Here is a 24,682-nt window from a genome sequence, read left to right on the forward strand (position 1 = left end):
CCATCATCCCTCCCCGTACAGTTCATCGACCAGACGCTCAAAAGACGCCTCGCTACTGGTGTCCGGAACTCCAACTTCCCGGTAAAATTCTTCATCGTAATTCCTGGACCGGATCACCACCGGCATGGGCACGGCGTGGCCAAGGATGAGGGCCTGCTGCTTGCTGTCCAGGCTGGCCAAAACCGAGCGCAGACTAGCAGCATTACTGACCCCGGTCAGCACCGCGTTGATGTCGTGCTCGTCATTGAGCAGGCAGGTCACCCTGGTCCCCACCTGAGACAGCACCTCCGGGTCAATCCCCGAGGGACGCTGATCAACGATCAGCAGGGTAACGTTATACTTGCGCATCTCCCGAGCGATGGTTCCAAAAATCGTCTGCCGGGCGGTCGCAGGGTTCAGAAACTTGTGGGCCTCCTCGATGGTGATCATTAAGGGCTGGGGTTGGTCTTTTCCAGTGAACAGATATCGCTCGCTCTTTTCCATGTACCGCCGGTGAATCCGGCGGGTCAGGATATTGGCCACCAACATGTAGGTCAGGAGTTTATTCTGCAAGCCGAATTCTAAAATGACATTGATCCCCCGCTCCAGATACTTGAGGATCTCTTCCACCGCGTCCTGACTCACCTTTTCCTTGATGAAAGTTAGCTGTCGCAGCAAATTCAACTTGCGGTACAGAGCGGCCAGGGCCTGGGGGTGGGCTCCCACGTCTTGCGCGTACTCATCGACACTCGTTCCATCCCAGCGTAAGAATTCGCTCAGCCAGCGCTCCTCGCCGAAGCGGCGGACTAACTGATAAGCCACTTCCACCGCCGTGTTGTTCAGCTTCAGCTCATCCTGCAGGAGAGCGATGTCTTCGACCTCGATCTGGCTCAGAGGGATCTCCACCACGAAGTCACTGGTAAACCCCCGCCGGGTTGCCGATTCCTGGTCGAGGGTAAAGACCACCACCTGGGAGCCAAACAGCTGTTTAAGTCCCTTAACCTTTTTCTCTCCGAACTCGTCCTCCTTTTTGGCCTCCCAGCCATATTCGTTATGCATGTCAAACACCAGGTTTACGGCCTGCCGGCTGCGGATCAACCCGGCCAGGACCAGCCTGGTCAAAAATGTCTTACCCGTGCCTGACTTCCCGAAGATCCCGTTGCTTCTTTCCACGAAGCGCTTCAGGTTTAAACACACCGGGATATCCATATCCAGCGGCATCCCCAAGTAAAAATGGGTTTGATCCGGCCGGCCGAAGACCTGATAGACGTCCTCCTCCAGCGCCTCCCTTACCGGAGAAAAATGCGCGGGAATGGTTTTTACCGGGCGGGGACCGTCGGCGATGGCCGTCTCGTCTTTTTTCAGCATTAACATGGGTTGTATAGAAACCGTCCCAAAAATACTGGTACCGGTCAAGATCTCCCTAGCCAGGTCATCCTCCACCCCGGTGGGGTCAAGCAATACCTGGGGATTCATGGCATCTAGCCGAACATCAGTTACCATAGAGAAGAATTTATGCTGTTCACCCTCGACCACCACGAAGCTCCCGACCCGCACGCTCTCCACCGACTCCTGAGCAGCCAGTTTGGCCTCCAGTCCGCCGCTCAAGGAACCTCTGACGATCGTTCCCCGCATTACCGTAACCTCCTCAAGATGGCGTTAAACCGGTCGTAGTCGTCCTTCAGCAGTCGGACCAGTTCTTTGCCCGCGTCAATCAGGTACTGGCGCGGCACAGGATGAGCCTGACTGGCCCGCCGCAGGCAGGCGGCGATCAGTTCATCGCTCCCCGCCTGGCTGAAACACAGGGTATGCAGGTAATTGAAATTACTGGTGATCCCCACCACTTCCTCCTCCGTACACTCTTCCACAAAAGCGTGAATCCGCGGTGGCTGGGGCGGCAGGTAACCATACCATGCATCACTGTCCTTAAAGCCAATGGTCAAGACCTTGAACTCCGTCCTTAAAAGAGAAAAGATCTGAGGCTGTTCCCTTTGCAGTTCTTCTTCGCTCAGGCCGTAAGCGGTCGACCGCCGATTTGGTTCCAGGCTAGTGGTCTGGGCCTCATAAACCACGCCGAACGTCACCACGTAGTCCGACTCAGTTTTAACAAAGCTCCCGAAAGCCGGCGGCTGATGCAGCTTGAGCGCTTGGGCCACCAACTGATTCGTGGTAGCCTCAACAACCTCGCCAATATGCTTTGGTGCAATCAAATCAACCCACTCCTTTTCCGCCAACTCTTGCGGCTGACCGCCGCGGTAACTCCCCGCCGTACCAAGGCCTCAGTCAGCAAGTGGTAGAAGGTCTCGCGGTCAGCCCCCTTAATCACCGCCTGCTCGTGCGCCTCTGCCAGCGCTACCGGATAGCCCTGCCCTTTTTGGGTCTGATCAACAATCACTGTGTGGACCAGTTCCACCAGGTCAGGGTTTAGGGCCGCCCAGGCCGGCAATTCAACCCGGGCGATCTCATGGCCGACGTGCACGTAGAAAAAGGCGACCCGGTGCCGACCATACTGCTGCAGGACTTTGGACTGACTGAAAAAGAGACCGGTGCGTTGTCCTGGCAGCATTCGATGCTTAAACAGAGCCGCGTCAGTCAACCCCTCCAGTTCACCACACGGGGCAAGCTCCAGGGAACGACGAAAGGCGCAGTGGTCGCAATCAGCCACCGCCTGCGGACAGCGGTAAACCCGCAAAAGATTGACCACGTCCGTGCTGCGGGTGCCACTCAGGTAGCCGACGGGTGGCACTTCCAAGGTATGCATTTGCTCAAACAGTGCCAGATAACGCTGCAAAAAGTATTGCTGAACCCCCTCGGCCTTCCCCTCCAGGACCCACTGGATCAAGGTGCCATCAATCAGGGCGACAGTCGGTAAGTCGCGTTCTTTAGCCCGCCGACTCAATTCCACCAGGTGCTCCCACTCGAAAAGCGTCCGCCGGATGGCCAGCAAATCTCCTTGTACCAGGACCTTGCGTCCATTGGTCTCCTGATAGAGGTCATCTTCCAGGTAACCGAGGTAGGGGACACTTTCCAGGACGGGTGGCTCGCCGGTCCCGTAGTGCAGCATGACTCGCCCGATATTCAACAGGTAGCACAGAACCACTTCGTGATGGTCAGGGGCAATCTGGGAACCATCAGTGGCCGCAACCGTGACCTGAGGAGGCCGTGGGAGCGGTAGATAAGCCCGTACCAGTGATTCCACCGGCTCGGCCACTAACCAGGAAGTCTGACTCTGCCTAACCTTATCCACCAGGCGCGCCAGATTTACCTCCGCCGACTCCAGGTCGACCAGGGCCTGACCGAGCCGTCTTTTCCAATCGGCCAGGCCACTGACCTGGCTGGCGGCCAGTTCATCAATCTGTCTGGCCACTTTTGACCAGTTCAGCATCTTTTTTCCCTCTTTTGTCAATCATAGTATAAGTTTTATTTATTCGGCTAACCGGAAAAAGAATCCTGCTGCCGGTAAATAAATCAAAGTAAATCAACCTGGCAAAAAAATCCCAACACCCTTGGAGTGTTGGGATTTTCCACTATTCTACTTCCTCAACCTCATTTTCACGCACTGCTGGGGCCGGGACCAGCCACGATTTTCATGACCACGTCAGGCTATTGCTACCAATGGCGGTAATAACGCCAGCGAGTTCAGTTTCCTGGCTTTCCGCCTCAATGGCCACAACCAGCTTATTCTCAACCCTGACCTCAACCCCCTGCCCGGCTTTCAGGTCAGCCAGGGTGGCTGTCTTGCCGTTTAATTTGACCGGTACCTGGGGAGCAACATCAAGGGTAATCTCGGCTCCACCCACCACGATGGTCATGGTGGTCGAATTATTAATGGTCACGATGGTCTTCAAGGTACCCCTGATTAAATCAGTGTCTTCCACCGGCACCGGCTCGGGTTTATACACCCGAATAAAGACCGCGACTCCCTGGGCGTTGGTCAGAACGTCAACTGCGCCGCCGACCGGTAATTTTTCCAGTGTCCCTTTTCTCTTGTCAATAAAGATGAAGGCCTCGGAGGCAACAGTCATGGTCTGGGAACTGCCATCCACCTTCTTCACCGTGATCGTGCCACTGCCATTTTGGGCCACCGTCACCGCGGTGAGGGTTCCCTCCACTTCCTGAGCACCAAATTGATTCTTTAGCAGGTTTTCCATCCGCACCATCAAGGTGGCCATCTCAGCCCGGGTGATGGGCTTATGCGGCTGGAAGGTACCGTCCGGATTGCCGATCATCACTTTCTTCTTCGCGATCATGACGATGTACCCTCTGGCCCAGACCGGTACGTCTTGTTCGTCACAAAAAGTCGCTGTGCTCCCTGACTGAACCTCGGCCTGACCCGCCAGATCCAGCGCGCGCAGAGCCATCACTGCAATTTCATAGCGTTTCGCAGGTTCATAAGGTCGAAAATCCCGCAAATCATCACCGGCGATGATGCCTTTCTCAACAGCGACCGCGACGTATCCTTTCGCCCATTCGGGTATGGCCTGGCCATTTTTAAATGCCAGGGGAGTTGTTGCCGACTGCCTGGCCTCATCCTCCAAACCCAGCAAACGCACTAACATCACGACTGCTTCCAGGCGGGTGATTGGCTTATTGGGCTGGAAAGTCATATCCTCATACCCGGTGATCACACGCTTCATATTCATTTTCGTCATTGCTTCTTCCGCCCAATGGCCCGGAATATCCCGCAGGACGCCACGTGTTTCTATCTCTATCTTCTTGGCTTTGCCTGGTGACCACTCTTTCCATGCCGAAGCCATCGCGCTGGAAGCTACCAAACTAAAGCACAGGGTCAACACCAAAGTATAGATAAACAGTTTATTCATTCTCTTCATACCTTCGCGCCACTCCTTTCCCTATTTTGCTTCATTACCAGACCTGAATCGTCTTTTTTCGTGACTGTTTCCATCTGATTTTTTTGTTCGATCCGAACCATTCAATCTCTCATGTTCTTCCGACTTCGACTCGTCACGTTTTTCCGGCTGGCCACGGTCTTTCCCCTGCTCAGTGTATTCCTGTGAACCAGGGCCTGGCAGCTGTTCGACCGGCTGGTCTGCATGCTTTTTCGGCAGCGGCTGGTGTTTTTCAATCCATTGCTCCACCCTTAAGTCCTTAAGCTTCAAATTCTTTAGCTCTTTATTAGTCAGGTTCTTAATCTGTTGCCCCGTCTCCTCTTTGACAGCGTCCGAATAAAGGAGATACCGGCCGATCGATACCCCGAGCTTCTGCGCTTCGCGCCGCGCCTCCGGCTTCGCCACCGTTACCTGCACCGCCACCGGTACCTTCAGTTTAGCCACTGAGTTGGCAATGGCTTGATAGACCTGCTTTTCCTCAACCACCGTCGGGGGCGCCTCCGGCTCCACTTCGACGGCAGAGAAGACCAGGTTCTCTTGTTGTGGGTTTAAGTAATTGTTCTGGACCGCGGCCTCCACCAGTTCCGCCACGGCCTCATAGATATCTTTCCCCTTCACCGGTGCCGCTCTTAGCAGAATTTTTCCATCCGCATTCAGTCCTTTGGCCTCAACAACCCGACTGTTCTGGTCTACCCCCAGTTCCAGGCTGGGATTGATGTCGAGCGAGACGTACGCCACCGCTGTTGGTAGTAACCACTGATACAGAGACCAGCCCATGACCACCAGCAATAGCGAAGCCACCAGGGCCAGTGGCCGCAGCCAGCCGCTCCAGGTATGCAATTGAACAACGATTTCCTCACCAACCTCTACCCGAGAAGACGGTCTGGGCACCCGGCGAAATTCCCCCGCTTGAGTCATGATGATACAGTGGCGTTTCTCAACTTCCATGACTATACCGCGTACCTGGTGCTTCATCATGACTCCTCCTTTCCAATGGGATCTGAATGTAGCTCTTGAGATAGGCGAACTCCTCGGGAAACTGCAGGATCAGGGCCAAGGCGATGATGTACTTGCGGCCGCGTTCGACCGTCTTCCGGCTGATGGCCAGCCGGTCGGCCAGTTCCTTGACCGGCAGTTTTTTCTTGGCCAGCAGGTATTCCATCAAATGGGGAGTTTGGACCAAACCCACTGCCACCTGGAATAAGGTTCGGCGGGTGTCGTTATGCTGGGGCGAAGCCTCCACCAGATCGCCGAAAGTGATCCCAAAACCTTGCAACAGTTCGTTAAACCGGCGGATTTCCTCGGCCCGTTCCAGCGCAATGACTTGATCCCAGTAATGATCCCAGGCGGGTTGAACTTCCTGAGCTGGCTGACCACTCTCCTCACTCGTTCCAACCAGTGAGACGGTCGTCTGATAGAACCGGTTCTCCTTGCGCCAGTAATCTCTGAGCCGGCTCTGGATCACGATCCGGGCAAACGCCAGGAAGGGCACCCTCTTCTCGGGACGGTAGGCGTCAATCGCTTCGTTCAACGCGATCAAGGCGATACTTAACTCATCATCCCGGCCCCATTCCAGGCTCCGCTTGGCTAAAGCGCAGGCAATCTTGTGGACAAAGGACTGACACTCCCGTATGAGGTTTTCTCGGGCCCCGCTGTCACCAGCCATGGCCTGGGCCAGCAGGGTTTCCACTCCGTAGTCCATCAAGCACACCTCGGGGTGGCCGTTTTTCCGGCCTTGTTATTTAATACGGTCAACCCCACGCTTTTGTGGGGGTGCCTGAGCAGATTACGATCAGAATTTCCGGACCAGTGGTATCGGCTTAATATTTTCGCCCTGCTGGCCGCATAATCCTTGTTCAAAAATAAAAAGCCAGTTATAACCGAACTGGCCTTCCAGATGGACAATATTCAGCATGCTTTGTATTTATATATTGTTCACTTGCTTCAAATAATGTAAATAGTTATCGAGCCGTTGTGAGCAAGTAATAAATATAGAAGATTTGTTATGTCAGGTCGCCTGGGGGCTTGACTGAGGGATAAGAGGCCCTGTTCAAACCTTGTTTGCAGGTGGCTGATATTAACGGGTGCTTGGAGGTAAAGTAACCATAAGCAAAGACGAAAGAATCACCGGCACGCAATTAGCTTTTCTCATGGTTTGGACAATTGTTGCCCCCGGTATGCTCTATATTCTTTTTTTATCAGCCAGCATGTGGTAGAGGATGCTTGGTTGGTCGACCCTTTCTTTATCATCGGGGGATTGCCATTAGCCTTGCTTATATCCAGCCTGGGCTTGAAATTTCCATAGCAAACAGTCATCCAGTATGCACAAACGATCCTGGGAAAAATTTTTGGCAATATTCTTGAGCTAATTTTAATTTTCTATTTCATTTCAGTCAATAGCGATTAGAACCAATCTTTCTTTGGAATTATTATGCTGGGAATATTCCTGGAAATAGCGGTGTTTCATTACTGCAGTGTTTTGAGTATTACCCAATGGCTGAACTTAAGCTCATATAAGCCGCTTGTCTTACCAGTAGGGGCAATTACATTAACATTATCTGTAATCATCGCTGACAACTTATCCGAATTATTAGAGGCAATCAATACTCTGATTCCATTCTTTCTAAAGCTTTGGGATAGGAATACCACTGCTTCTGTTAATTGTGGACCATTTCAGGTCTAAAGCCAAATGATCCATAACTATAAAGCAGCCCAGCTAGCGCAGGAGAATTTTCGCGCCTACCCCGAGCAGGGCGATGCCAACCAAGTCCCACCACCGGCAGGGTAGCCGCTCCACACCAAACAGGCCGAAATGGTCAATGGCCACCGCCGTGAGGATCTGACAGATCACGATCATCGTGGTCGCGTTGCCAACCCCTACCTTGGGGATACTGACCGACACTCCATAAATGATCAACACGCTCAATAATCCACCAAAATAAACATACCAGGGAGCCTGACTCCACCTGACCAAACCTCCCTGCCCCAAGCGCAGCAAGAGCAACACCGCCACCGTCAGAGTACCCAGTAAATGCACCACAAAAGTCGATTCAAAGAGGCCGATTACTTTACCTAAAATAGAATTAAGCGTGCCCTGGACAGCCATCGTCATCCCGGCCACCCCGGCCACGAGCAGGTATACCCACGCCTTTGGCAACTTGCCCACTCCTCTTTTATCTTTCCCGCCGGTATCCACCGACACAAGGATAGCTTGACCCAGGAGCAATATTATTATGCACCACAAAAAAGTACCCAACTTATTTAAAGTTGGGTATACAAGGAAAGGTATTTAAGGAGTATATGGATCCTGCAATAATATATTAAATAAGCAAAAATCATGCCAACTTGCGAATAGCTGTTTTTTCTTGGATCTACTAGGTTTTTTATACCATGTTTGGGAAATGATAGAACTCTATGTTTCATAATTGATACATTTCGACAAATCTGTGAAACATAATTGATACATCTGACATATCTGGTAAATTTTAATAGGGCAACCGCTGGTAAAAAGCTATTATCTTAATATATCTTAATAATATCTTAATAATAATAAATGGTCAGCAAAAAGATTAAAACCACGCCAATGGTAAATCCCAGTACAGCCAGTGGGAAATGCCGCTGCCTGGCCTCGGGCCATAACTCGACTTTGACCAAATACGACATCGCCCCCGCTGCTAGTGCCAACAGAAAAGCAAGGAACTCCGGCACGAAACTGGCTAGCCCCATACCGATGGTAGTACCAATTGGTGTCATCAGGCTTAGTAACAAAGTAATTGCCAAAATGCGCGGTGCAGATAAGCCCCCCATCCACAGCGGAGCAGCCGTAGCCATCCCTTCAGGGACATTATGCAACCCAATCCCCACAGCGATCGCCAGCCCCAGGCGTTCGGTGGCAGCATAACCAACAGCTATCGCGATCCCTTCCGGCAGATCGTGGATGGCGATACCGATGGCAATTAGGTACCCGATCTTAATCATGGATACCCGACTGGGCGTGACCGTTGCCATAGTCAAAGTAATCACCTGATCCAGACACCAGATCAGCATTACCCCACACCCAAATCCAAGCAGGGTTTCACACCAACCCCCATTAAAAAAAGCCGAGGGCAACAGATCAAAGCCAACTACCGCCAGCATCACCCCGGCCGCCAGACCGAGAAATGCCGCGATTGTCCGGTCGCCTGGGCGCCCAAACAGAACGACAATTAAGGCCCCCAGCGTGGTCGCCAACCCGGCGAGAACTCCGTAACTTAGAATCTCAAACATCAGCGCCATCCCCTTATCATTGGAAAAGCCCATATTTAAATGTATTGGGGATAGCGCTGGAATATTACGGCTATATCTTGTTACTCTTCTATATCTTGTTACTCCTCAAGTGTTCATTCATCCTCCGCTGCTTCGACTTTTCTCTAACGCGGGCAAAATCAGCCTCTGTGACCTCACCCAATTGGGTCCGCAGCTCAGCAACCCGAAAACCGTGTTTATTGGCCAAGACCCGTAGGTATTCCACGTGTTCTAACGGAATGCGGTGACCAACGCTAAAGTCTCGTTTTTCTCCTTCCATACACAACATGATGGTCTCGGAAAGGCAGGCCAAGGTTAAGCCATTCCGGTAACCCAGATTCTGGCCGAAGGCTACGGGCTCAGGGAGTTCGACTAAACCTCCCTCCAGGATCAAGACGTCATCTCGTTCCTGGCTCACCTGTTTGGAAACATCAGGGGGCCGGGCAACATCACAGACCACCGCACCTGATTTTAAATAAGGGGGGTTGATTAGAGTTTGAGTGGCATTAGTTGCCGTAATAACGATATCAGCATTGCTGAGGCCCACTTCCAGGTCCACCGTAACGACCAGCGGCAAATTATCCCCCAACACCCGGGCGACCCGGGTCCACAGTTTTAATAGGGTACCGTCCTCGGTCCTCTCTTGCGCCGCCATGGCTTTCACAACCTCATCCGCCAGGGCTGTGGACATTTCATCCGAACGGGATTTTAACCTGTTTAATGTGAGGAACAACCATTTCGGCAGTCCAATCAACTCCTCCTGCCCTGAAAGCAGCGCCTTATTCCAGCAGTGTCTAATGATCTGTTCAGCCAACCTTTCCAACCGACGCGTACTGCTGACCCGCTTATTCTGATTACCAATAAGATTCAACCTGGCCACCTTTTCTGCCAGAAGCAAGGCCGCCACCTGACCAATGGAACCGGTTGCTCCAACAACTGCGGCTTCAGCATTGGCTAAATCAATTTCCAGTTTTCTCGCCCCCAGCAGGGCAGCCTCTACAGCAGTAACAATGGTGAAGCTGTTCCCGGAAGTAATCGCCACGCCCCGATTTAATACATCCAGTCCACCCCGGGTTACCACCGAGGTATAGGCTCCCAGACCAACTACCTCTGCGCCTAGCTTTCGTCCCAGATCAACCGCTTCTTTGATCACTTCCACAACTTCTTCCCGCGGACGGTTCATCATCTGGTGGGCCCCATATGGCACACCGATTAACCACCCCTCCACCAGTTTTCCAGTATTAGAGCGGAGCGCGGGCATATGACAGACTACGCCCGGTTTTGGGTATTCGGCTTCCCAAGCCATTAGCGCTTCCAGTTCATGTTCCGTAAACTGCTGGAAAGCGGGCGTGTTCTTCACCAGGTCTTCCGTACCCGGGTAATGAATTAGAAATGCGAACTTCCCTGTCGGGACTTCTGTCGATTCAACCTGGGAAGCAACAATCGGACGGGTAAGATGCCGATAATCTTTAAGGTTCTCTGGTCGGCGCTTATCCCCAAGGACATATCGATATAACCAGGCGTAATCGCCGTGTTCCAGAATCGCACAGATTTCGTCCAACGCCTCGACCACCCGGTCAATCTCAGCATACTCAATCGTCAGGGCTGGCTCCAATCTCACGGTCATAGGATTGTTCAGGAAAGGAGCACACCTGATCCCGAAAACATTCAGCAGCATCCCGGCCAACAGGGCAGAAAACCCACCCTGGTCGCACATAAAACTCAGGTCATAAGAACGCGAACCATCAATTTTATAAAACTCTAACCCAACCAGGAGCCCTTCACCCCGGACCTCTTTGATTACTCCTGGCCACCGCTTCTGCAGTTCGCCCAGTTTTTGTTTCAGGTATTCACCCCGCAGAGCCACCTGACAGACAAGCTGTCGATTATTACGCAGGAGCATTTCCAGGGCCCTGATGGCGACAGCACAGGTAAAGTTGTTGTTGGCAAATGTTGAACTGTGTTTAGAGCCAAACTCTTCATTCCAGACCGCCGGCGTGCTGAGACAGGCCCCGATCGGCACCAGGCCGCCTCCCAGGGCTTTAGAAAGGAGCATAATATCAGGCTGGACCTTTTCCTTTTCTGCGGCAAAAAGATACCCTGTCCGGCCCAGGCCAGTCTGGATTTCGTCAAGGATCAGCAAGACGCCGTGACGGTGACAGATCTCCTCCGCACCTTTCAGGTATCCTGGTGCTGGCACCACTACGCCGCCTTCACCTTGGACTGGTTCGATGATGAAAGCGGCGATTTCCTCCTGGCGCTTTTTTAAGGTGTCTTCCAGGGCTTGCAGGTCATTATACGGTATGTAGGCAAATCCAGGGGCAGGAGCATAAAACGGTTTTTGGTAAACCTCTCGGCCAGTGGCTGATAGGGCCCCCAGGGTTTTACCGTGAAAGCTTTTGTATGTTGAAAGGATCACGGGGCGCCTGGTAGCGGAACGCGCCAATTTAATCGCTGCTTCTACCGCTTCGGCGCCGCTCTGGCTCAAGGTACAATAGGTTAATTCACCTGGGGCAACAGTCGCCAGCATATTCGCCAGCTTTACCGCCCACGGTGGTACTGACGGCTGCACCAGGCTGGGACCCTGAGCTTCGGCAAACTCCTGAACCGCCGCCCAAATCTCCGGGTGATTATATCCAAACGGCACAGCCCCATACTGAGCGATAAAATCCAGATACGACCTCCCCTCACGGTCGTAGAGGTAGTGTCCCTGACCGCGGACGTATTCTTTGTCCAATTTAAACGACTGCAGGATTTTAAATAGGGTTGGATTTAATATGTCGCGTGAACCGTCCAATTGTTTTCCCTCCTTGATGTCGTGTAACTAATCCGGTCATGTGTACATTTGTGCACATACTTGTGCACAAATTCTGATGTTATGATTATATAACATTCAGGAAGGAATATTCCAGGGATAATTTTCCATAAATAAAAAATGGCCCATTGGAGATTTTTGGTCCCATATGAATTTAACTGACATATTTGGCTCATTGCTGCATAAACCTGTATTGAAGTGATATTGGGAGGTGTCTGATTTGCTCCGTATATTTAGCCCGGTCATAAACGGATTCATGAAAGGAATCATGCTGGCAATTGTCCTAAGTCTAATCAGTGCTCTCACCCTCCATTTTACCTCGCTTTCCGAATCAACTTTACCCGGCCTCGCTTTAGCCATCTTGCTCTTTAGTGTTTTTATGGGCGGATGGTGGGCTGCACGCCAGGCCGGCTCACACGGATTGCTCAATGGGACCAAGGTTGCCTTTCTCTTTATCGTCTTATCCCTGATCATCACCATCGTTTTTCTACCTGGCCACTTTACCTGGTTGGGCTGTCTGTTTAAACTGTTGCCAGTTCTTTTGGTTGGCGCAGCAGGAGGAATGCTCGGAGTCGCCACAAGGAACTAACCAAAGCAGGTAAAAAGTTTGCACCTGAACGAGATGAATGTTAAAATCTTCTCAGGTGCTTTTATTTGTCGACAAACTCCAGTTGAGGAGTGACCTCTTTGAGCCCGCTGCGCAAGTTAATCCTGGGGCTATTTTCCGTCCTCTCCATTGTCTTGATCGGGATCGTGGGTCTGATGATTCTGGAGGACCTTACTTTTCTCCAGGCAGTCTACTTGACCGTGGTCACCCTTACCACTACCGGTTTTGGGGATGTTGTCGTACATACCCCGAGAGGAATGATTTTTATCATTTTTCTCTTAATAACCGGTGTTACCTTGATCGCTTATACTTCAGGGATATTCGTCAGTATAATCCTGGAGGGTCAACTAGCATCCTTTATAGGGAGACGGAACATGAGCAACGAGATTTCCCGACTGAACAACCACATCATTGTGTGCGGAGCCGGGCGAGTTGGCCGCCACGTGGTCGACGCATTGCGCCGGGAAGGAGAATCATTCGTCGACCAGCAAGGGGCTTAATCCCCGGCTCACAGTCGTTGCGCGCGTCGAGCGTTTGGAGTCACAGCAAAAACTGCAACGGGCCGGAGCCGATAAAGTCATTTCCCCTGCCTTGTACGGCGGATATCGGATGGCTAGCGCCATGCTCAAACCGGCTAGTGTTAAGTTTGTGGAAACCCTCATGCAAAACAGGCACATGGACATCGAGCTGGAAGAGATCGTCCTGGCACCAACATCTCCACTGGTGGGACAAAGTCTTCGCCAAACGCAAATTCGAACAGAAGCGGGAATCACAGTCGTGGCAATAATTAGAGGAGACGACGTGATCATCAACCCGGGGGCTGATGAAGTCTTGCAGGCCGGCGACCAAATGATCGTCCTCGGCCAACGCAGTTCTCTGCCCCGCCTGGAAGAACTGGCAGGAAACCGTCGTGCTGTGACTTAGTCCTCTAAATAAGCATAAAATTCCATTGATAAACAACAAAGTATACGGCGCATCGGCGCATAACAAACTGAGGTGGATGTCTCACACAAAATCGCCCTGCGGCCATGTGGACACCCACCTCTGAAAAACACAGCTTTAACAATCCTGCCTTTCTACCTATTTGATAAACCTGGACAAAAAATTTTTTATAAACCCCGGCAGACGGATAAAGTAGACCCGCAAGCTTCTCACCCCTTTTTGATTACCTCTTCTAATAATATATTAGTGAAACTTCCAAAAGGTGAACGCTTGAATAACATATTTAAGCAAACCGCATCCGTTATTCCTCCAGATCGACTTCGCTGATGCGATCCCTTATCTATAGTATATGCCGGCTTGGACAGCCTTAGACTACATAAAAAATTTAAGCACCCCCAATGGAGTGCCCCCAATATTCTCTGTATTTTAAATTAAAACACCCTCTTTAATACTTCGGGACCTTGATTTTACTGACCATTAGACCGGCCATCGAGATCATGACCACCGCCACGAACCAAAACGGTAGCCACGGTAGTCGCTGACTCATCAAAATGACTGCCGCCATTAAACTACCGGCGAAAGTAATTGGCACACCGACAAAATGGGTAGTAATGTTCAGGACATTGAAACGAGCCAAACGAACCGCCCCACACAGAGCAAACAGGATCGCGATCATCAGGCCGACCACCCCTAAATCCTGCTGCAGGGCCGCCGCGTAAGCCAGAATTGCCGGGGCTACGCCAAAGGAGACTAAGTCTGCCAGGGAATCTAACTCTTTACCAAAGGGTGAACTGACGTCGAGTCGACGCGCGATCTTGCCGTCCATACCGTCCAAGATCATTGACACGAGAATCATAATCGCTGCCAGGTGGTACTGTGAATTCATGGTGTAGATTAGAGAAATAAATCCAAGGAGCAAGTTTGTCAGGGTAAACGCATTGGGGATAACTTTCGTCCTCATCGCCTGCCCTCCAATCCAATTGATTCCTGCCTAAACGCTTATTTTACCTTGCTCTGAGACTTGTTGATAATATTCTATCATTTTTCCAGGATACAATAAAGTAATTTCTTTCAAATGTCTATTTTTTTAATTGTGTATAATCAGCAAGCTCGTCAGGGGCAAACCAATCTTTGACTTTGCGCAGGATAAATGCGCTTTCTCCGCGAATATGCGTCTGGATCGGCAGCGAATTAAGGAAGATCCGCCCATACCTCTTCTCAATCAAGCGCTTGTCCAGGATGACCACCGTACCCCGGTCTTTAGCCGAGCGAATTAATCGACCAAAACCCTGTTTTAACCTGATCACTGCCTGTGGCACGGTAAAATGAAGAAAGCCATTCCTGGCCTTCTCCGCCAGAACCTCTAAGCGGGCTTCGACCCGTGGGATCGAAGGCGGCCAGAACGGAAGTTTGACAATCACCACACAACTCAGGTTCTCTCCTTGAATGTCTACTCCCTCCCAGAGACTGCTCGCCCCAAACACCACCGTGCGCGGCACTTGGCGAAGTTCTTCGACCAGTCTTGATTGGTTGCCATCGATATTGTGCCCTAATAAGATAATGTTCCGCGCCTCCAGGATGGGCTTGAGCTGACTGTAGACATTTCTTAACATCCGGTGTGAAGTAAACAAAACAATCGTTCGTCCCTCTGTCAGGGTAAGCAGTTCACTCAAAAAGGGCACCACTGCCTCAGCAAATTCCTCGTCATCCACTTCAGCTGGGTTGGGTAAATCCCGGGGTATACAGAGCAAGACTTGTTGATCGTAATGAAATGGCGACTCGATTTGACCAGTAATCAGCCGCTCCGACGGTAACAGCGTCAAACCGAGATTATCTAAAAAGTGGTCAAACTTCTTGTCAACCGTCAAGGTGGCTGAGGTAAATACCGCTGATTTCAAACGGCAAAAAAGATACTGGTTAAGTAAATCACCCACCTCGATCGGTGCCGATCGCAGCCAGCAGTTCGTCCAATCCTCTTTTTCTTCTAGTTCTACCCAGTTAACAACTCCGCAGTCTTCGCCGGTGACAATGGAGACAAGACTCTGGCGGTACTCGTCCAGGAAGGTCAACTGTCCCTGAATATCCCAGATCTCGCCAACCAATGAATCGCCAGCCCCGGGCAACCCCTCCAGGAACCGACGCAACTGCCGCAGAGCGTCAACCAGGGAAGCGATCTGAAAATCAAGATTGTTAAGCATGCCCAGCCACGCCTGATACCAATCAGTCTTTCGCTCCGTCGGCCGGATCCGCCAGGTCAGGTAATTGCTCATTTCATCATGCTCCAGCCGCTCGCGCGCTATCCCGGCGAGCAGGTTAAAGAATTCCTGAGCAGCTGTCCGTACCGAACTAACAACCGTGATGGCCCGGTCAATCAATTTATCCAGTGTCGCCCGATCACTACGGTCCAAAGTAACTGGCAGACGACTAAGCCGTTGGCGCACATTGTGGAGCCAGCCGGGGTTGCCCACACGCTCGCTGCGGCTCAGACTGCTACAGAAATTTATGAGTTCACTAAAACCGACGCTCACCCCCAGGTTTTCCGTGGCTGCCTCTTCCAGGTGGTGGGCCTCATCAACAATCAGGTATTCATATGCTGGCAGAACCTGACTGTCAGCTTTGAGGTCTGTCAGCAGCAACGAATGGTTGACGACCAGAATATCTGCTTGATCCGCCTGCCGGCGGGCACGCATCACGAAGCAGTAGTGTTTAAACCAAGGGCACTTGCTACCCAGACAGGCATCTTTTTCGGCCGCGATCAGCTGCCAGGTATCAAGTTCGTCCTGACTGAGCAATAATTCAGCACGATCACCTGTCCTGGTCTGGGCCAACCAACTCATCAACCGGAGAACGTTTTTCCTTTCCTCAGGTGAACTACCCAACAGGTTTTCTTCCAATTCAAACCAACGCCGGAGGCAAACGTAATTGCTCCGGCCTTTGACCATCGCCGCGCTGAATTTTATAGGAAGAACAGATTGCAGAAACGGCAAATCTTTGGCCCAGAGCTGTTCCTGTAAGGTAATCGTGTGGGTCGAAACCACAACCTTTGTTCGCGCTAACGTCGCCTGGTAAATCGCCGGCAGCAGGTAAGCCAGCGATTTGCCAGTTCCTGTCCCAGCTTCAATGACCAAAAACTTTTCTTCATTAAAGGCAGCGACAATCTGCCGCAGCATGCGCACCTGTTCCGGCCTGAATTCATAATTCGGGCGTTGACTCAACAGACCATTTGGTTCCAGGAGTTTGGCCAGTTGGTCAGGGTCAAGTGGTTCAGCCGGGTCTGCCTCCACCCGGGCCCGTGCTTCCCGCCGCTCAAACAGTCCCACTTCCTCTGACCGGACGGATAAAAAAACCTGCTTGTGCTGCCACCGCCCGACCATGAAATTTCGTCGACGTTCAGCCTCCAGTTCGACCAACAAACGGCTCAGCGTCCAGGGGCAATCCTGGCCCAGGCGAGTAATTTTCTGCAGCAAACCGTATTCCCATGCCTGCAGGGCTCTCATCCCGGCCAGAAACACCTCGCCAGCCATTTCGGCATCTACCAGAGCCCGGTGTGAAGCCGCAATGCACAGCCCCAGGTGTCCCGCCAGTGTCTGCAGCTTATAGTTTCGTAAAGCTGGCCACACTAAGCGGGCCAGTTCAAGGGTATCAATAGTAGGGTTTGGCAGGGGATATCCCAAATGCTTTGTCAAGAAACTCAGGTCGAAAGAAACCTGGTGGCCAATAATCACTGCCTCACCAATGAAATCCAATAAGTCAGGGATAACCTCAGCGAAGCTGGGAGCATCAGCAACCAGAAGGTTAGTGATACCAGTCAGGCGGGTAATATGTGCAGGGATCTGTCGACTCGGTTTAACCAGGGTGGAAAACCGCTCAGTCAGCCGACCTTCTTCCAGCCGGACCGCCCCTATCTCGATAATCTCATCATATTGAGGAAATACACCCGTAGTTTCCAGGTCCAAGCAGCAAAAAAGTTTCCCACCCAGCATTTTATCCCCCCTCAGGAGTAACTACCAAAACTATAATAAAAAATATATATTTATTATACCTGAAAAGCCCAGAGGCAAGGTACTCTTCCAACACAAGAAAAGTCGACTAAACAAAATATAAAAGCGCCCCGTAGAGCGCACAGAACAGTGTACGTCAAGTTTATTTTCCTGTTCATGTTCTCAGTAGAGGCCCTTTATTGAAAAAGGTCGCTCTGGCTTTGGCGATCAGTTTCTCTTCATTTTGCCAAACATCAGCCTCGGCAATAAGGACCTTGCCCCCTTTGAATACGACCCGGCCTTCCGCCATCACTTGATCACCTGGTCTGGCTGGGGCCAGATAGTGAGTAATCAAATCAATGGTAACACCCTGGATCCCGAATGAACGCACTGCAGCCCCCATAGCCGCATCAACCAGAACACTGATCACCCCACCGTGAATAATCTGCCAAAAATTAATATGCTGTTGCTGAACTTTTAAGTCCAGCCTGGCAACACCTAAACCAACTTCCCGTAAGTTAAGCCCCAATAATTGATACAAAACCGATTCGGCATTATTCTGCACGATATTGGCAAAGAGTTCAGGACTGATCCCTAAATTAGCTATTTCGACCGGAACCTTTTTTTCTAAAGTTCTAATTTTCGCCATTCCCTGCTGTCTCCTCACTATATCTATTAAATGTGTCCGATCAAAAAACATTTTATAATACCGGTTCCAGAACCGCAAGTAAGGTTCTGGGAATAGCCGGCAAGACACGAAAAATTATAAAAATTATTATGTAAAATTTTCAAAATTTTATTTGGCAAAAGAAGGAATATTTCTGGTAACGGCGAAATATTTTAAATAAAAATTTAAAATAAAACATTTAAAATTTTTGGTGGATTCTAGCAGAAAGTGTCATACACTGGCTGCCATAAACCAGTAGATGAGAGCTATGCTCTCTAATACTGGTTTTTCTTTTTCCAACCAAAATACAATACTCTCTAAGGAGGTGAGCAAATATGAATTTTGGATATGTTATCGGTTTTACATAGATTATGACTTACTAATTTTTTCAACTAAAAGGTGGAAAAGTAGATAAAACCATGTGCTTAATAACAATTGATATTGTGAAGGGGGGACATTCATGGCTTCTTCTACTATCGCGTTAATCATTATGGCAGTAGTAATCATCTTATATGCCACCGAGATCATTCCATTGGCCGTTACTTCCGTAGCAGCGTGTTTAGCCATGGCTATATTTAAAGTCATTCCGTTTAAGGACGCCTTCGCTGGTTTCGGTAGTGATACTGTTATGTTGGTCATCGGTATGGTGGTCATAGGTAACGCTTTGTTTGAAACTGGGGTAGCCAAACTAATCGGAACAACCATTGTTCGTCTGGTTGGCACAAACGAAAAAATATTCCTTGTCACCGTTATTTTAGTTGCCGCCGCCATTTCAGCATTCATGAGCAACACGGCCACCGTGGCCATGTTCATGCCGGTAATAGCCACAGTAGCCGTCAGCTCAGGCGGCCTGATCACGAAAAAGAACACTTACATGGCCCTGGGAATTGCCGCCGTGGCCGGCGGGATGTGTACCCTGGTTGGCTCCACTCCTCAATTGATCGCCCAGGGAATACTAACAAAAACCGGCTGCCGGCCGATGGGATTTTTTGAACTGGCTTACGGCGGTGTGCCGGTAGTCTTAGCCTGTGCGGTTTACTTTTTCACAATTGGCTACGCCCTGCAGAAAAAAGTCTTTGATTTCCCGGAAAAGCAAGAAGTGGCCATCGCCGCCTCTGCTGCCACAGAAGAAGCTCCACCAAATCCCGTTAAGATGTGGATCTCGTCTTTAACTTTAGTGGGGTGCATTATCGCTTTTGTGGCCCAGATCTGGACGGTAGGCACTATTGCCCTGGTTGGCGCGCTGATTTGCGTAATCACCGGGTGCATTGCCGAAAAAAAGGCTTACCAGACCATGGACTGGGTAGCTGTTGCCGTTCTCGGTGGCGCTTTGGGTTTTGCCGATGGCCTGGACAAGAGCGGCGCGGGTAAGCTGATTGCTGATACCGCCATAAGATTGTTAGGTCAAGATGCTTCTCCCTGGATGGTCTTTGCCCTCATCGTTGGGGTAGCCACTGTCCTGACCAACATCATGTCCAACACCGCGGTGACAGCCATGCTCACCCCGATCGGTATTTTTATGGCAAAAGGGTTGGGCCTTGACCCCGTAACAGTAGTTATTGGCATCATTTTGGGGGCTAATCTGTCCTACGCCACCCCGATTGCCACCACACCGGTCACGCTAACCCTGATCGGTGGGTATCGTTTTATGGACTATGTAAAAGTCGGCGGATTATTTAACATCCTGGCTTATCTCGTAGTTATCGTTGTCGTACCATTGTTCTTACCATTGCGTTAGCCTTTCGCTTTCAATTTATTCAATTGGCATTTCTAACTAACCAACCCATGTTTCGGCCTGAACGTGCTGAAAACAGTTTCTGCATCTAACCCATATTGTAAAAATACTAACCCCACCACATGGTAGACCAAGACCACGGTGGGGATTTTTTATTCCTTATCAGGTCGTTAAAAGCAAGTAATGCTGTTTATTGACCTGATTGGCAAACATCTCTTTTTCGATCACGTCTTTAAAAACACAAGTATAACATTCCTGGCTAAGTGGATCATTTATTTCCAAAACAAGAAGCCGTGCGGGGGCTACTAAAGCCAGCGTTCCATTCAGAAATACATCAAACGGGAGAGACATCAGCGGTGATCACCCTGGCTCTTGTCTGTTCCAGTGGGATTTTGGTAATATAACCATCAGCGGACTCAATAATGCCGAGAAATTTTTCCGTGATTACCAGAGATACCTCTCTTTCATTTGTGCCAATCAGGGGATGGTTGCTGCTAACAACCCGGCCATTGGTTTTATTCAACACTCTTTCGCTTTGTTCTATCTTTTGGATTGCCGTTTTAACCAGCTTCCCATGGAAATCCCGGCGGTTGAGGACGCACGTCCCTAAAACTACCATAACCCCAAAGAGAATAAATAAAAAAAGAGATAAGCCTGAGTTTATCATAATTCCACCTGCAGTCATCACAGTCCAGTCATGAATTTCGTTTACTGTTTATTGTTAAAATTTTTTCTTGTAAATATTCTTTAATTTTCTAATTAATTTAGCAAATACGCAGGATAGAATATGTTTTATCTTGAAGGGATTTGACAAATCTAAGCAAATAATTATTTATGGTAGCAAATTTCTTGCCTAAAGGAGTTGACTGAAGGTTGGAACTAAAAAAAAATGAACTCATCATCCACCAACAAGAAAAAGCCAGAAGTTATTACTGGTTTGGGATCGCCATTGCTCTAGCCGCTATGGTTGGGGCAATCTATTTTACGAATGTTTGGCCACAGACTATGCCCAGCATCATGCTCAATGAGCGCACGACCGTATTGATGAAAATAGCCAGCATGATTTTTCTGGTCTCTTTTCCAACCGCAGCAATTATCTTCTGGTTGGAGTCGCGCGGGACGTTTGTTTTAACTAATAAAAGGATCATCATCCTCGGCAAAAAGCCAGCCGACACTCGCGAATTGAGTTTAGCTCAAGTGGATAAAATTGAGTTAACTACTTCGCTAGTTGAGTTGGTTACCGGGTGCCGGAGTCTAAGCGTATTTCTCAAGCATGATGATGACCCACCGGTCCAAATCGGTCCCTTTTCCCGGCAAGATGCTGAACACTTCTATTCAATTATTATGAAACACGTGTCCTGACGCCGGGCAGACTTATCACGAAGCAAATATTAATTATCTCCCACATATTTCGCACAACAAGATAACCGATTGATGTAGACACAGGAAAAGTTTAAACTTAATTCCCTGAAGCCTAAAAAGCCTGATTTACACCAATGCCTCAATACAAACAGAGGCTGGGCCCTCCACGCGGACAGCGCCAGCCTCTAATCTTTTAATCTGCCTTAACGGCCACCCAAATCGTTAGAAACAAATCAGTTACCAGCTGTTTTTGTCTTATTTAATCCGTTCGAAAACCGCGGCTACCCCCTGGCCGTGACCAACGCACATGGAGACAACACCGTATTTCGCATCAACATCATCCATAATATTCATCAGGGTAGTTGTCATTCTAGCTCCCGTACAGGCCAGCGGGTGCCCCAGAGAGATACCGCTTCCCCACATGTTCAGGCGGTCTTTAGGCAGGTCGAGTTCGCGTTGAACCGCCACACACTGCGAAGCGAACGCTTCGTTGACTTCCCAGACATCAATATCTTCTTTTCGCAGGCCAGCCCGGGCCAGGGCCTTCGGAATGGCATAAATCGGCCCCACCCCCATGATCCGGGGGTCTAAACCGACCACTGCGTAGGATAGCATCTTCAGACGAGGTTTGAGGCCTAACTCCTGGGCCTTCTCTTTCGTCATGATCAGGACCGCTGCGGCCGCGTCGTTAATCTGGCTGGAGTTACCGGCTGTGACGGTCGCCTTTTCATCTTTCATGAAGACAGGCTCCAGTTTGGCTAGAGATTCCATCGTAGTTTCAGGCCGGATACCCTGGTCACGGTCGACGACCATCCGCTTGGTTGTCTCATCTTTTTGCGGAACGTCCGCTTCAATGGGAACGATTTCCCGCTTGAATTTACCCTCCTGGGTAGCCTTCCAGGCCTTCTGATGACTCCACATGGCAAACTCATCCTGGGCCTCCCGCGAAATTCCCCACTCCCGGGCAACAATTTCCGCGGTATAGCCCATACTGACCGCGTTGATATCAATATATTTTCCCAGGTCAGGGTGCCGGTCGGCCATAAAGCCCATTGGCACCCGGGTCATGTGCTGGGCCCCTCCCGCGATTACACAGTCAGCCCAGCCGACCATCATCGTGGATATAGCAAACTGAATGGACTGAATACCTGAAGCGCAGAAACGGTCAACCGTACAGCCAGCGACTGAATAAGGGAAACCAGCCATAAACACAGTTATCCGACCCAGGTTAGAACCCTGTTCTTTTACCGCGTTCGAGCAGGTCGCCCAGACCACATCTTCAACAACCGCCGGGTCAATCCCGTTCCGTTGCACCAGGGCCTTCAAGCAAGCAGCTCCCAGGTCGTCAACCCGGACGTTAGCAAACCAGGACATTTTCCCCGCTTTGGCAATCGGTGTCCGCACACCATCAATAATATAAACTTCTCGCATAAAAAAATCCTCCCCTCATTTTTATATAAAATAATCCAACTTAAATTTGACAAGCCACACGATATCCTTCGTGAATAGCCTCCAGGATGTTTCTCGGGCAGACGGCATCGCCAACCACAAATACCTCTGGAACTTTCTCTGCGACCGCCTGCGCTAAACTTATCTGTGGACGAGCGCCGGTCGCCAAGACAACCGTATCGGCGTTAACCAATCGGCGGCTGCCTTCCCTCAGCGTAATTACTCCTTCAGGGGTGATTTCAAGTACTCGCGTATTCGTCAAAATGACTACCCCGGCGATCGCCAGCTCATTTAAAATTACCCAGCGGGTTGACAGTCCAATCGATGCTCCCGCCTTCGGTGCTGCCTCAATCAAGGTAATCTCTTTCGTCCCTATATTCAGCTGCTTCTCCAGATTATCCCAGTTTTCTCCCCGGTGGCGCACGAAAAAGGCCAATGCTTCTGGCGTAAGCGTTCCCTGTCGGGCTAAAAACAGGGCTGTTTCACATCCAACAGCACCCGCTCCGATCACCGCGACACGCCGGCCGGCCGTAACCGTCCCCCGTAAGATATCCCACGCTTGGACCGCTCGCTCAACGCCGGGAATATTCGGTACAGAGGGTTCAGCACCCGTGGCGATAATCAACACGTCTGGTGCAGCCGCGCAAATATCTTCCACGGTAGCCCTTTTCCCTAGATGGATGCTTACACCGCATGACTGAATGGCCTCAATCAAGTAACGACGTAGGGTTTCCCATTCCTCTCGCCCCGGAGCCCGACCGGCTAGATTCAGTTGCCCCCCCAGAACATTGTCTTGTTCCCACAGCGTCACCGCGTGACCACGCTCCGCCGCAACCCGGGCTGCTTCTAACCCAGCCGGCCCACCGCCGACGATCATCACCCGCTTGACTTTAGCCGCTGGCTCGACCCGCTGAAATGCTTCCCGGCCAGCTTCAGCGTTGACCAGACAGCGTACCGGTCGTTGTCTAAATATCTCATCTAAACAACCCTGGTTACAACCGACACAGGGCCGAATTTCCTGTCTGCGGCCCAACTGGGCCTTTCGCGGCCAGTCGGGATCGGCGACCAGGACACGACCGAGCCCGATCAGGTCAGCAGCTTCACTCTTAATGATTTCCTCCGCCAGAACAGGGTCTGTGATCCGGTTGCAGGCTACTACCGGTACGTGGACGGCTTCCTTAATGCCACGCGCCAGATACACCATGGCTCCCCGAGGAACCTGCATAGTGATCTGTGGTACGGGAGATTCATGCCAGCCGCCGGTGACATCAAATGCGTCAACCCCGGTTCTTTCTAAGGCGATACAGAACTCAGCAGCTTCCGTGTTGGTATTTCCACCCGGCATAAATTCATGACCGGAAATACGAAAAAGGACAGGATAGTCAGCGCCAGCTTCTTTTTTTATCTGCTGGACAATTTCCAGGCCAAAACGCATTCGATTTTTAAGCGATCCTCCGTATGCATCTTCTCTATTATTGGTCAATGGTGAAAAAAACTGGGATACCAGGTATCCAGCGCTACCGATTACCTCCACAGCATCAAAGCCGGCTTCCTTCGCTCGTCGGGCAGCCTGCCCAAATAACCTAATTACTTCTTGAATTTCGTCAAAGGTTAGCGCCCGCGGCACCTCGCCAGTGAGCCGGGATGGGATCGGCGACGGTGCAACCGCCTGGCGTTTAGTGACCTTCGACGAGGCGTAACGACCGGCATGAAACAATTGAGCCGCCACCTTGGTCCCATAAACGTGCAGCACATCGGTTAGCCGTTTCAAACCTGAGATGTACCGATCGTGGCCAAGGCAAACCATATCTCCATAGCCAGGCTCCTCGATCAGACAACCACCCACGACAATCAATCCGACACCGCCAGCGGCCCGCCGTTCATAAAAGCGGATAATCCGTTCGCTGATTTCACCATCAGGACAATAGCGCAGATTCAATGCTGGCATGATTAACCGGTTTTTGACTGTCAGTGAACCGATCTGCACTTCCTCAAACAGGTGTCGCATGACT

General features: G+C 50.6%; 21 protein-coding genes. 5 read left to right on the plus strand and 16 right to left on the minus strand.

The genetic code is table 11. From position 1 onward, the window contains the following. Nucleotides 1-3: 3 nt before the first annotated feature. The 9 genes from HPY81_03145 to HPY81_03185 form a co-directional block, all read right to left on the minus strand. A complete protein-coding gene (locus HPY81_03145) occupies nucleotides 4-1,614 on the minus strand; it encodes an ATP-binding protein (GenBank protein ID NPV26454.1) in 1,611 nt (536 codons plus the stop codon). After that, nucleotides 1,614-2,189: a hypothetical protein gene (locus HPY81_03150; protein NPV26455.1), complete on the minus strand. Its 576-nt coding sequence runs from the start codon at nucleotides 2,187-2,189 to the stop codon at nucleotides 1,614-1,616. The genes HPY81_03145 and HPY81_03150 overlap by 1 nt, the downstream gene beginning before the upstream one ends. Beyond that, the gene (locus HPY81_03155) at nucleotides 2,186-3,364 is read right to left on the minus strand and encodes a DNA double-strand break repair nuclease NurA (GenBank protein ID NPV26456.1); all 1,179 of its coding nucleotides are present in this window, start codon (nucleotides 3,362-3,364) and stop codon (nucleotides 2,186-2,188) included. The genes HPY81_03150 and HPY81_03155 overlap by 4 nt, the downstream gene beginning before the upstream one ends. 202 nt (nucleotides 3,365-3,566) lie before the next feature. Next, nucleotides 3,567-4,811, minus strand: a complete 1,245-nt coding sequence (locus tag HPY81_03160) for an S-layer homology domain-containing protein (protein ID NPV26457.1) — start codon at nucleotides 4,809-4,811, stop codon at nucleotides 3,567-3,569. Nucleotides 4,812-4,832: 21 nt separating this feature from the next. Continuing rightward, a complete protein-coding gene (locus HPY81_03165; protein NPV26458.1) occupies nucleotides 4,833-5,804 on the minus strand; it encodes an anti-sigma factor domain-containing protein in 972 nt (323 codons plus the stop codon). Further along, the gene (sigI, locus tag HPY81_03170) at nucleotides 5,767-6,531 is read right to left on the minus strand and encodes an RNA polymerase sigma-I factor (protein NPV26459.1); all 765 of its coding nucleotides are present in this window, start codon (nucleotides 6,529-6,531) and stop codon (nucleotides 5,767-5,769) included. The genes HPY81_03165 and sigI overlap by 38 nt, the downstream gene beginning before the upstream one ends. A gap of 1,014 nt (nucleotides 6,532-7,545) precedes the next feature. After that, nucleotides 7,546-7,986 (minus strand): DMT family transporter, encoded by a 441-nt coding sequence (locus tag HPY81_03175; GenBank protein NPV26460.1) that lies wholly within the window; start codon nucleotides 7,984-7,986, stop codon nucleotides 7,546-7,548. 383 nt (nucleotides 7,987-8,369) lie between these two features. After that, complete coding sequence (locus HPY81_03180) at nucleotides 8,370-9,095, minus strand: ZIP family metal transporter (GenBank protein ID NPV26461.1); 726 nt, start codon at nucleotides 9,093-9,095, stop codon at nucleotides 8,370-8,372. Nucleotides 9,096-9,183: 88 nt separating this feature from the next. Further along, a complete protein-coding gene (locus HPY81_03185; protein ID NPV26462.1) occupies nucleotides 9,184-11,910 on the minus strand; it encodes an aminotransferase class III-fold pyridoxal phosphate-dependent enzyme in 2,727 nt (908 codons plus the stop codon). 238 nt (nucleotides 11,911-12,148) lie between these two features. Between HPY81_03185 and HPY81_03190 the strand changes: the two genes are divergently transcribed. From HPY81_03190 to HPY81_03200, 3 genes are all read left to right on the plus strand, one after another. After that, on the plus strand, nucleotides 12,149-12,517 hold the full coding sequence (locus HPY81_03190) for a TIGR04086 family membrane protein (protein NPV26463.1): 369 nt from the start codon (nucleotides 12,149-12,151) through the stop codon (nucleotides 12,515-12,517). Nucleotides 12,518-12,615: 98 nt separating this feature from the next. Further along, entirely contained in the window at nucleotides 12,616-13,035 is a 420-nt protein-coding gene (locus HPY81_03195; protein NPV26464.1) for a hypothetical protein, read from the plus strand. Further along, nucleotides 12,968-13,459, plus strand: a complete 492-nt coding sequence (locus tag HPY81_03200) for a TrkA family potassium uptake protein (GenBank protein ID NPV26465.1) — start codon at nucleotides 12,968-12,970, stop codon at nucleotides 13,457-13,459. The genes HPY81_03195 and HPY81_03200 overlap by 68 nt, the downstream gene beginning before the upstream one ends. 463 nt (nucleotides 13,460-13,922) lie before the next feature. On the opposite strand, the gene pssA is transcribed toward HPY81_03200, so the two are convergent. From pssA to HPY81_03215, 3 genes are all read right to left on the minus strand, one after another. Continuing rightward, entirely contained in the window at nucleotides 13,923-14,453 is a 531-nt protein-coding gene (pssA, locus tag HPY81_03205; GenBank protein NPV26466.1) for a CDP-diacylglycerol--serine O-phosphatidyltransferase, read from the minus strand. 103 nt (nucleotides 14,454-14,556) lie between these two features. After that, nucleotides 14,557-17,460: a DEAD/DEAH box helicase family protein gene (locus tag HPY81_03210; GenBank protein NPV26467.1), complete on the minus strand. Its 2,904-nt coding sequence runs from the start codon at nucleotides 17,458-17,460 to the stop codon at nucleotides 14,557-14,559. Nucleotides 17,461-17,632: 172 nt separating this feature from the next. Further along, a complete protein-coding gene (locus HPY81_03215; protein ID NPV26468.1) occupies nucleotides 17,633-18,106 on the minus strand; it encodes a PaaI family thioesterase in 474 nt (157 codons plus the stop codon). A gap of 478 nt (nucleotides 18,107-18,584) precedes the next feature. On the opposite strand from HPY81_03215, the gene HPY81_03220 reads away from it, so the two are divergent. Continuing rightward, the gene (locus HPY81_03220) at nucleotides 18,585-19,862 is read left to right on the plus strand and encodes an SLC13/DASS family transporter (protein ID NPV26469.1); all 1,278 of its coding nucleotides are present in this window, start codon (nucleotides 18,585-18,587) and stop codon (nucleotides 19,860-19,862) included. 159 nt (nucleotides 19,863-20,021) lie between these two features. Here HPY81_03220 and HPY81_03225 read toward each other — a convergent pair whose 3' ends face one another. Both HPY81_03225 and HPY81_03230 read right to left on the minus strand, forming a co-directional pair. After that, on the minus strand, nucleotides 20,022-20,210 hold the full coding sequence (locus tag HPY81_03225; GenBank protein ID NPV26470.1) for a hypothetical protein: 189 nt from the start codon (nucleotides 20,208-20,210) through the stop codon (nucleotides 20,022-20,024). Continuing rightward, complete coding sequence (locus HPY81_03230; protein ID NPV26471.1) at nucleotides 20,194-20,526, minus strand: hypothetical protein; 333 nt, start codon at nucleotides 20,524-20,526, stop codon at nucleotides 20,194-20,196. The genes HPY81_03225 and HPY81_03230 overlap by 17 nt, the downstream gene beginning before the upstream one ends. 206 nt (nucleotides 20,527-20,732) lie before the next feature. On the opposite strand from HPY81_03230, the gene HPY81_03235 reads away from it, so the two are divergent. Next, nucleotides 20,733-21,221 carry a hypothetical protein gene (locus HPY81_03235; protein NPV26472.1) on the plus strand — a complete coding sequence of 163 codons (489 nt, stop codon included), beginning with the start codon at nucleotides 20,733-20,735 and terminating at the stop codon, nucleotides 21,219-21,221. A gap of 255 nt (nucleotides 21,222-21,476) precedes the next feature. Here the strand turns inward: HPY81_03235 and HPY81_03240 are convergent, their stop codons facing one another. Both HPY81_03240 and HPY81_03245 read right to left on the minus strand, forming a co-directional pair. Continuing rightward, nucleotides 21,477-22,652, minus strand: a complete 1,176-nt coding sequence (locus HPY81_03240; GenBank protein NPV26473.1) for a thiolase family protein — start codon at nucleotides 22,650-22,652, stop codon at nucleotides 21,477-21,479. A gap of 40 nt (nucleotides 22,653-22,692) precedes the next feature. Then, nucleotides 22,693-24,678, minus strand: a complete 1,986-nt coding sequence (locus HPY81_03245) for an FAD-dependent oxidoreductase (protein ID NPV26474.1) — start codon at nucleotides 24,676-24,678, stop codon at nucleotides 22,693-22,695. Nucleotides 24,679-24,682: the final 4 nt, after the last annotated feature.

It is taken from the genome of Bacillota bacterium (assembly GCA_013178045.1).
Lineage (GTDB): Bacteria > Bacillota > Ch66 > Ch66 > Ch66 > Ch66.

What these genes read in the sequence shown, in the direction of transcription:
- HPY81_03230 (NPV26471.1), bottom strand. Translation starts at nt 20,526, where the DNA reads ATGATAAACTCAGGCTTATCTCTTTTTTTATTTATTCTCTTTGGGGTT.
- HPY81_03160 (NPV26457.1), bottom strand. Translation starts at nt 4,811, where the DNA reads ATGAAGAGAATGAATAAACTGTTTATCTATACTTTGGTGTTGACCCTG.
- HPY81_03145 (NPV26454.1), bottom strand. Translation starts at nt 1,614, where the DNA reads ATGCGGGGAACGATCGTCAGAGGTTCCTTGAGCGGCGGACTGGAGGCC.
- HPY81_03180 (NPV26461.1), bottom strand. Translation starts at nt 9,095, where the DNA reads ATGTTTGAGATTCTAAGTTACGGAGTTCTCGCCGGGTTGGCGACCACG.
- HPY81_03220 (NPV26469.1), top strand. Translation starts at nt 18,585, where the DNA reads ATGGCTTCTTCTACTATCGCGTTAATCATTATGGCAGTAGTAATCATC.
- HPY81_03215 (NPV26468.1), bottom strand. Translation starts at nt 18,106, where the DNA reads ATGGCGAAAATTAGAACTTTAGAAAAAAAGGTTCCGGTCGAAATAGCT.
- HPY81_03210 (NPV26467.1), bottom strand. Translation starts at nt 17,460, where the DNA reads ATGCTGGGTGGGAAACTTTTTTGCTGCTTGGACCTGGAAACTACGGGT.
- HPY81_03225 (NPV26470.1), bottom strand. Translation starts at nt 20,210, where the DNA reads ATGTCTCTCCCGTTTGATGTATTTCTGAATGGAACGCTGGCTTTAGTA.
- HPY81_03155 (NPV26456.1), bottom strand. Translation starts at nt 3,364, where the DNA reads ATGCTGAACTGGTCAAAAGTGGCCAGACAGATTGATGAACTGGCCGCC.
- HPY81_03240 (NPV26473.1), bottom strand. Translation starts at nt 22,652, where the DNA reads ATGCGAGAAGTTTATATTATTGATGGTGTGCGGACACCGATTGCCAAA.
- HPY81_03165 (NPV26458.1), bottom strand. Translation starts at nt 5,804, where the DNA reads ATGAAGCACCAGGTACGCGGTATAGTCATGGAAGTTGAGAAACGCCAC.
- sigI (NPV26459.1), bottom strand. Translation starts at nt 6,531, where the DNA reads ATGGACTACGGAGTGGAAACCCTGCTGGCCCAGGCCATGGCTGGTGAC.
- HPY81_03245 (NPV26474.1), bottom strand. Translation starts at nt 24,678, where the DNA reads ATGCGACACCTGTTTGAGGAAGTGCAGATCGGTTCACTGACAGTCAAA.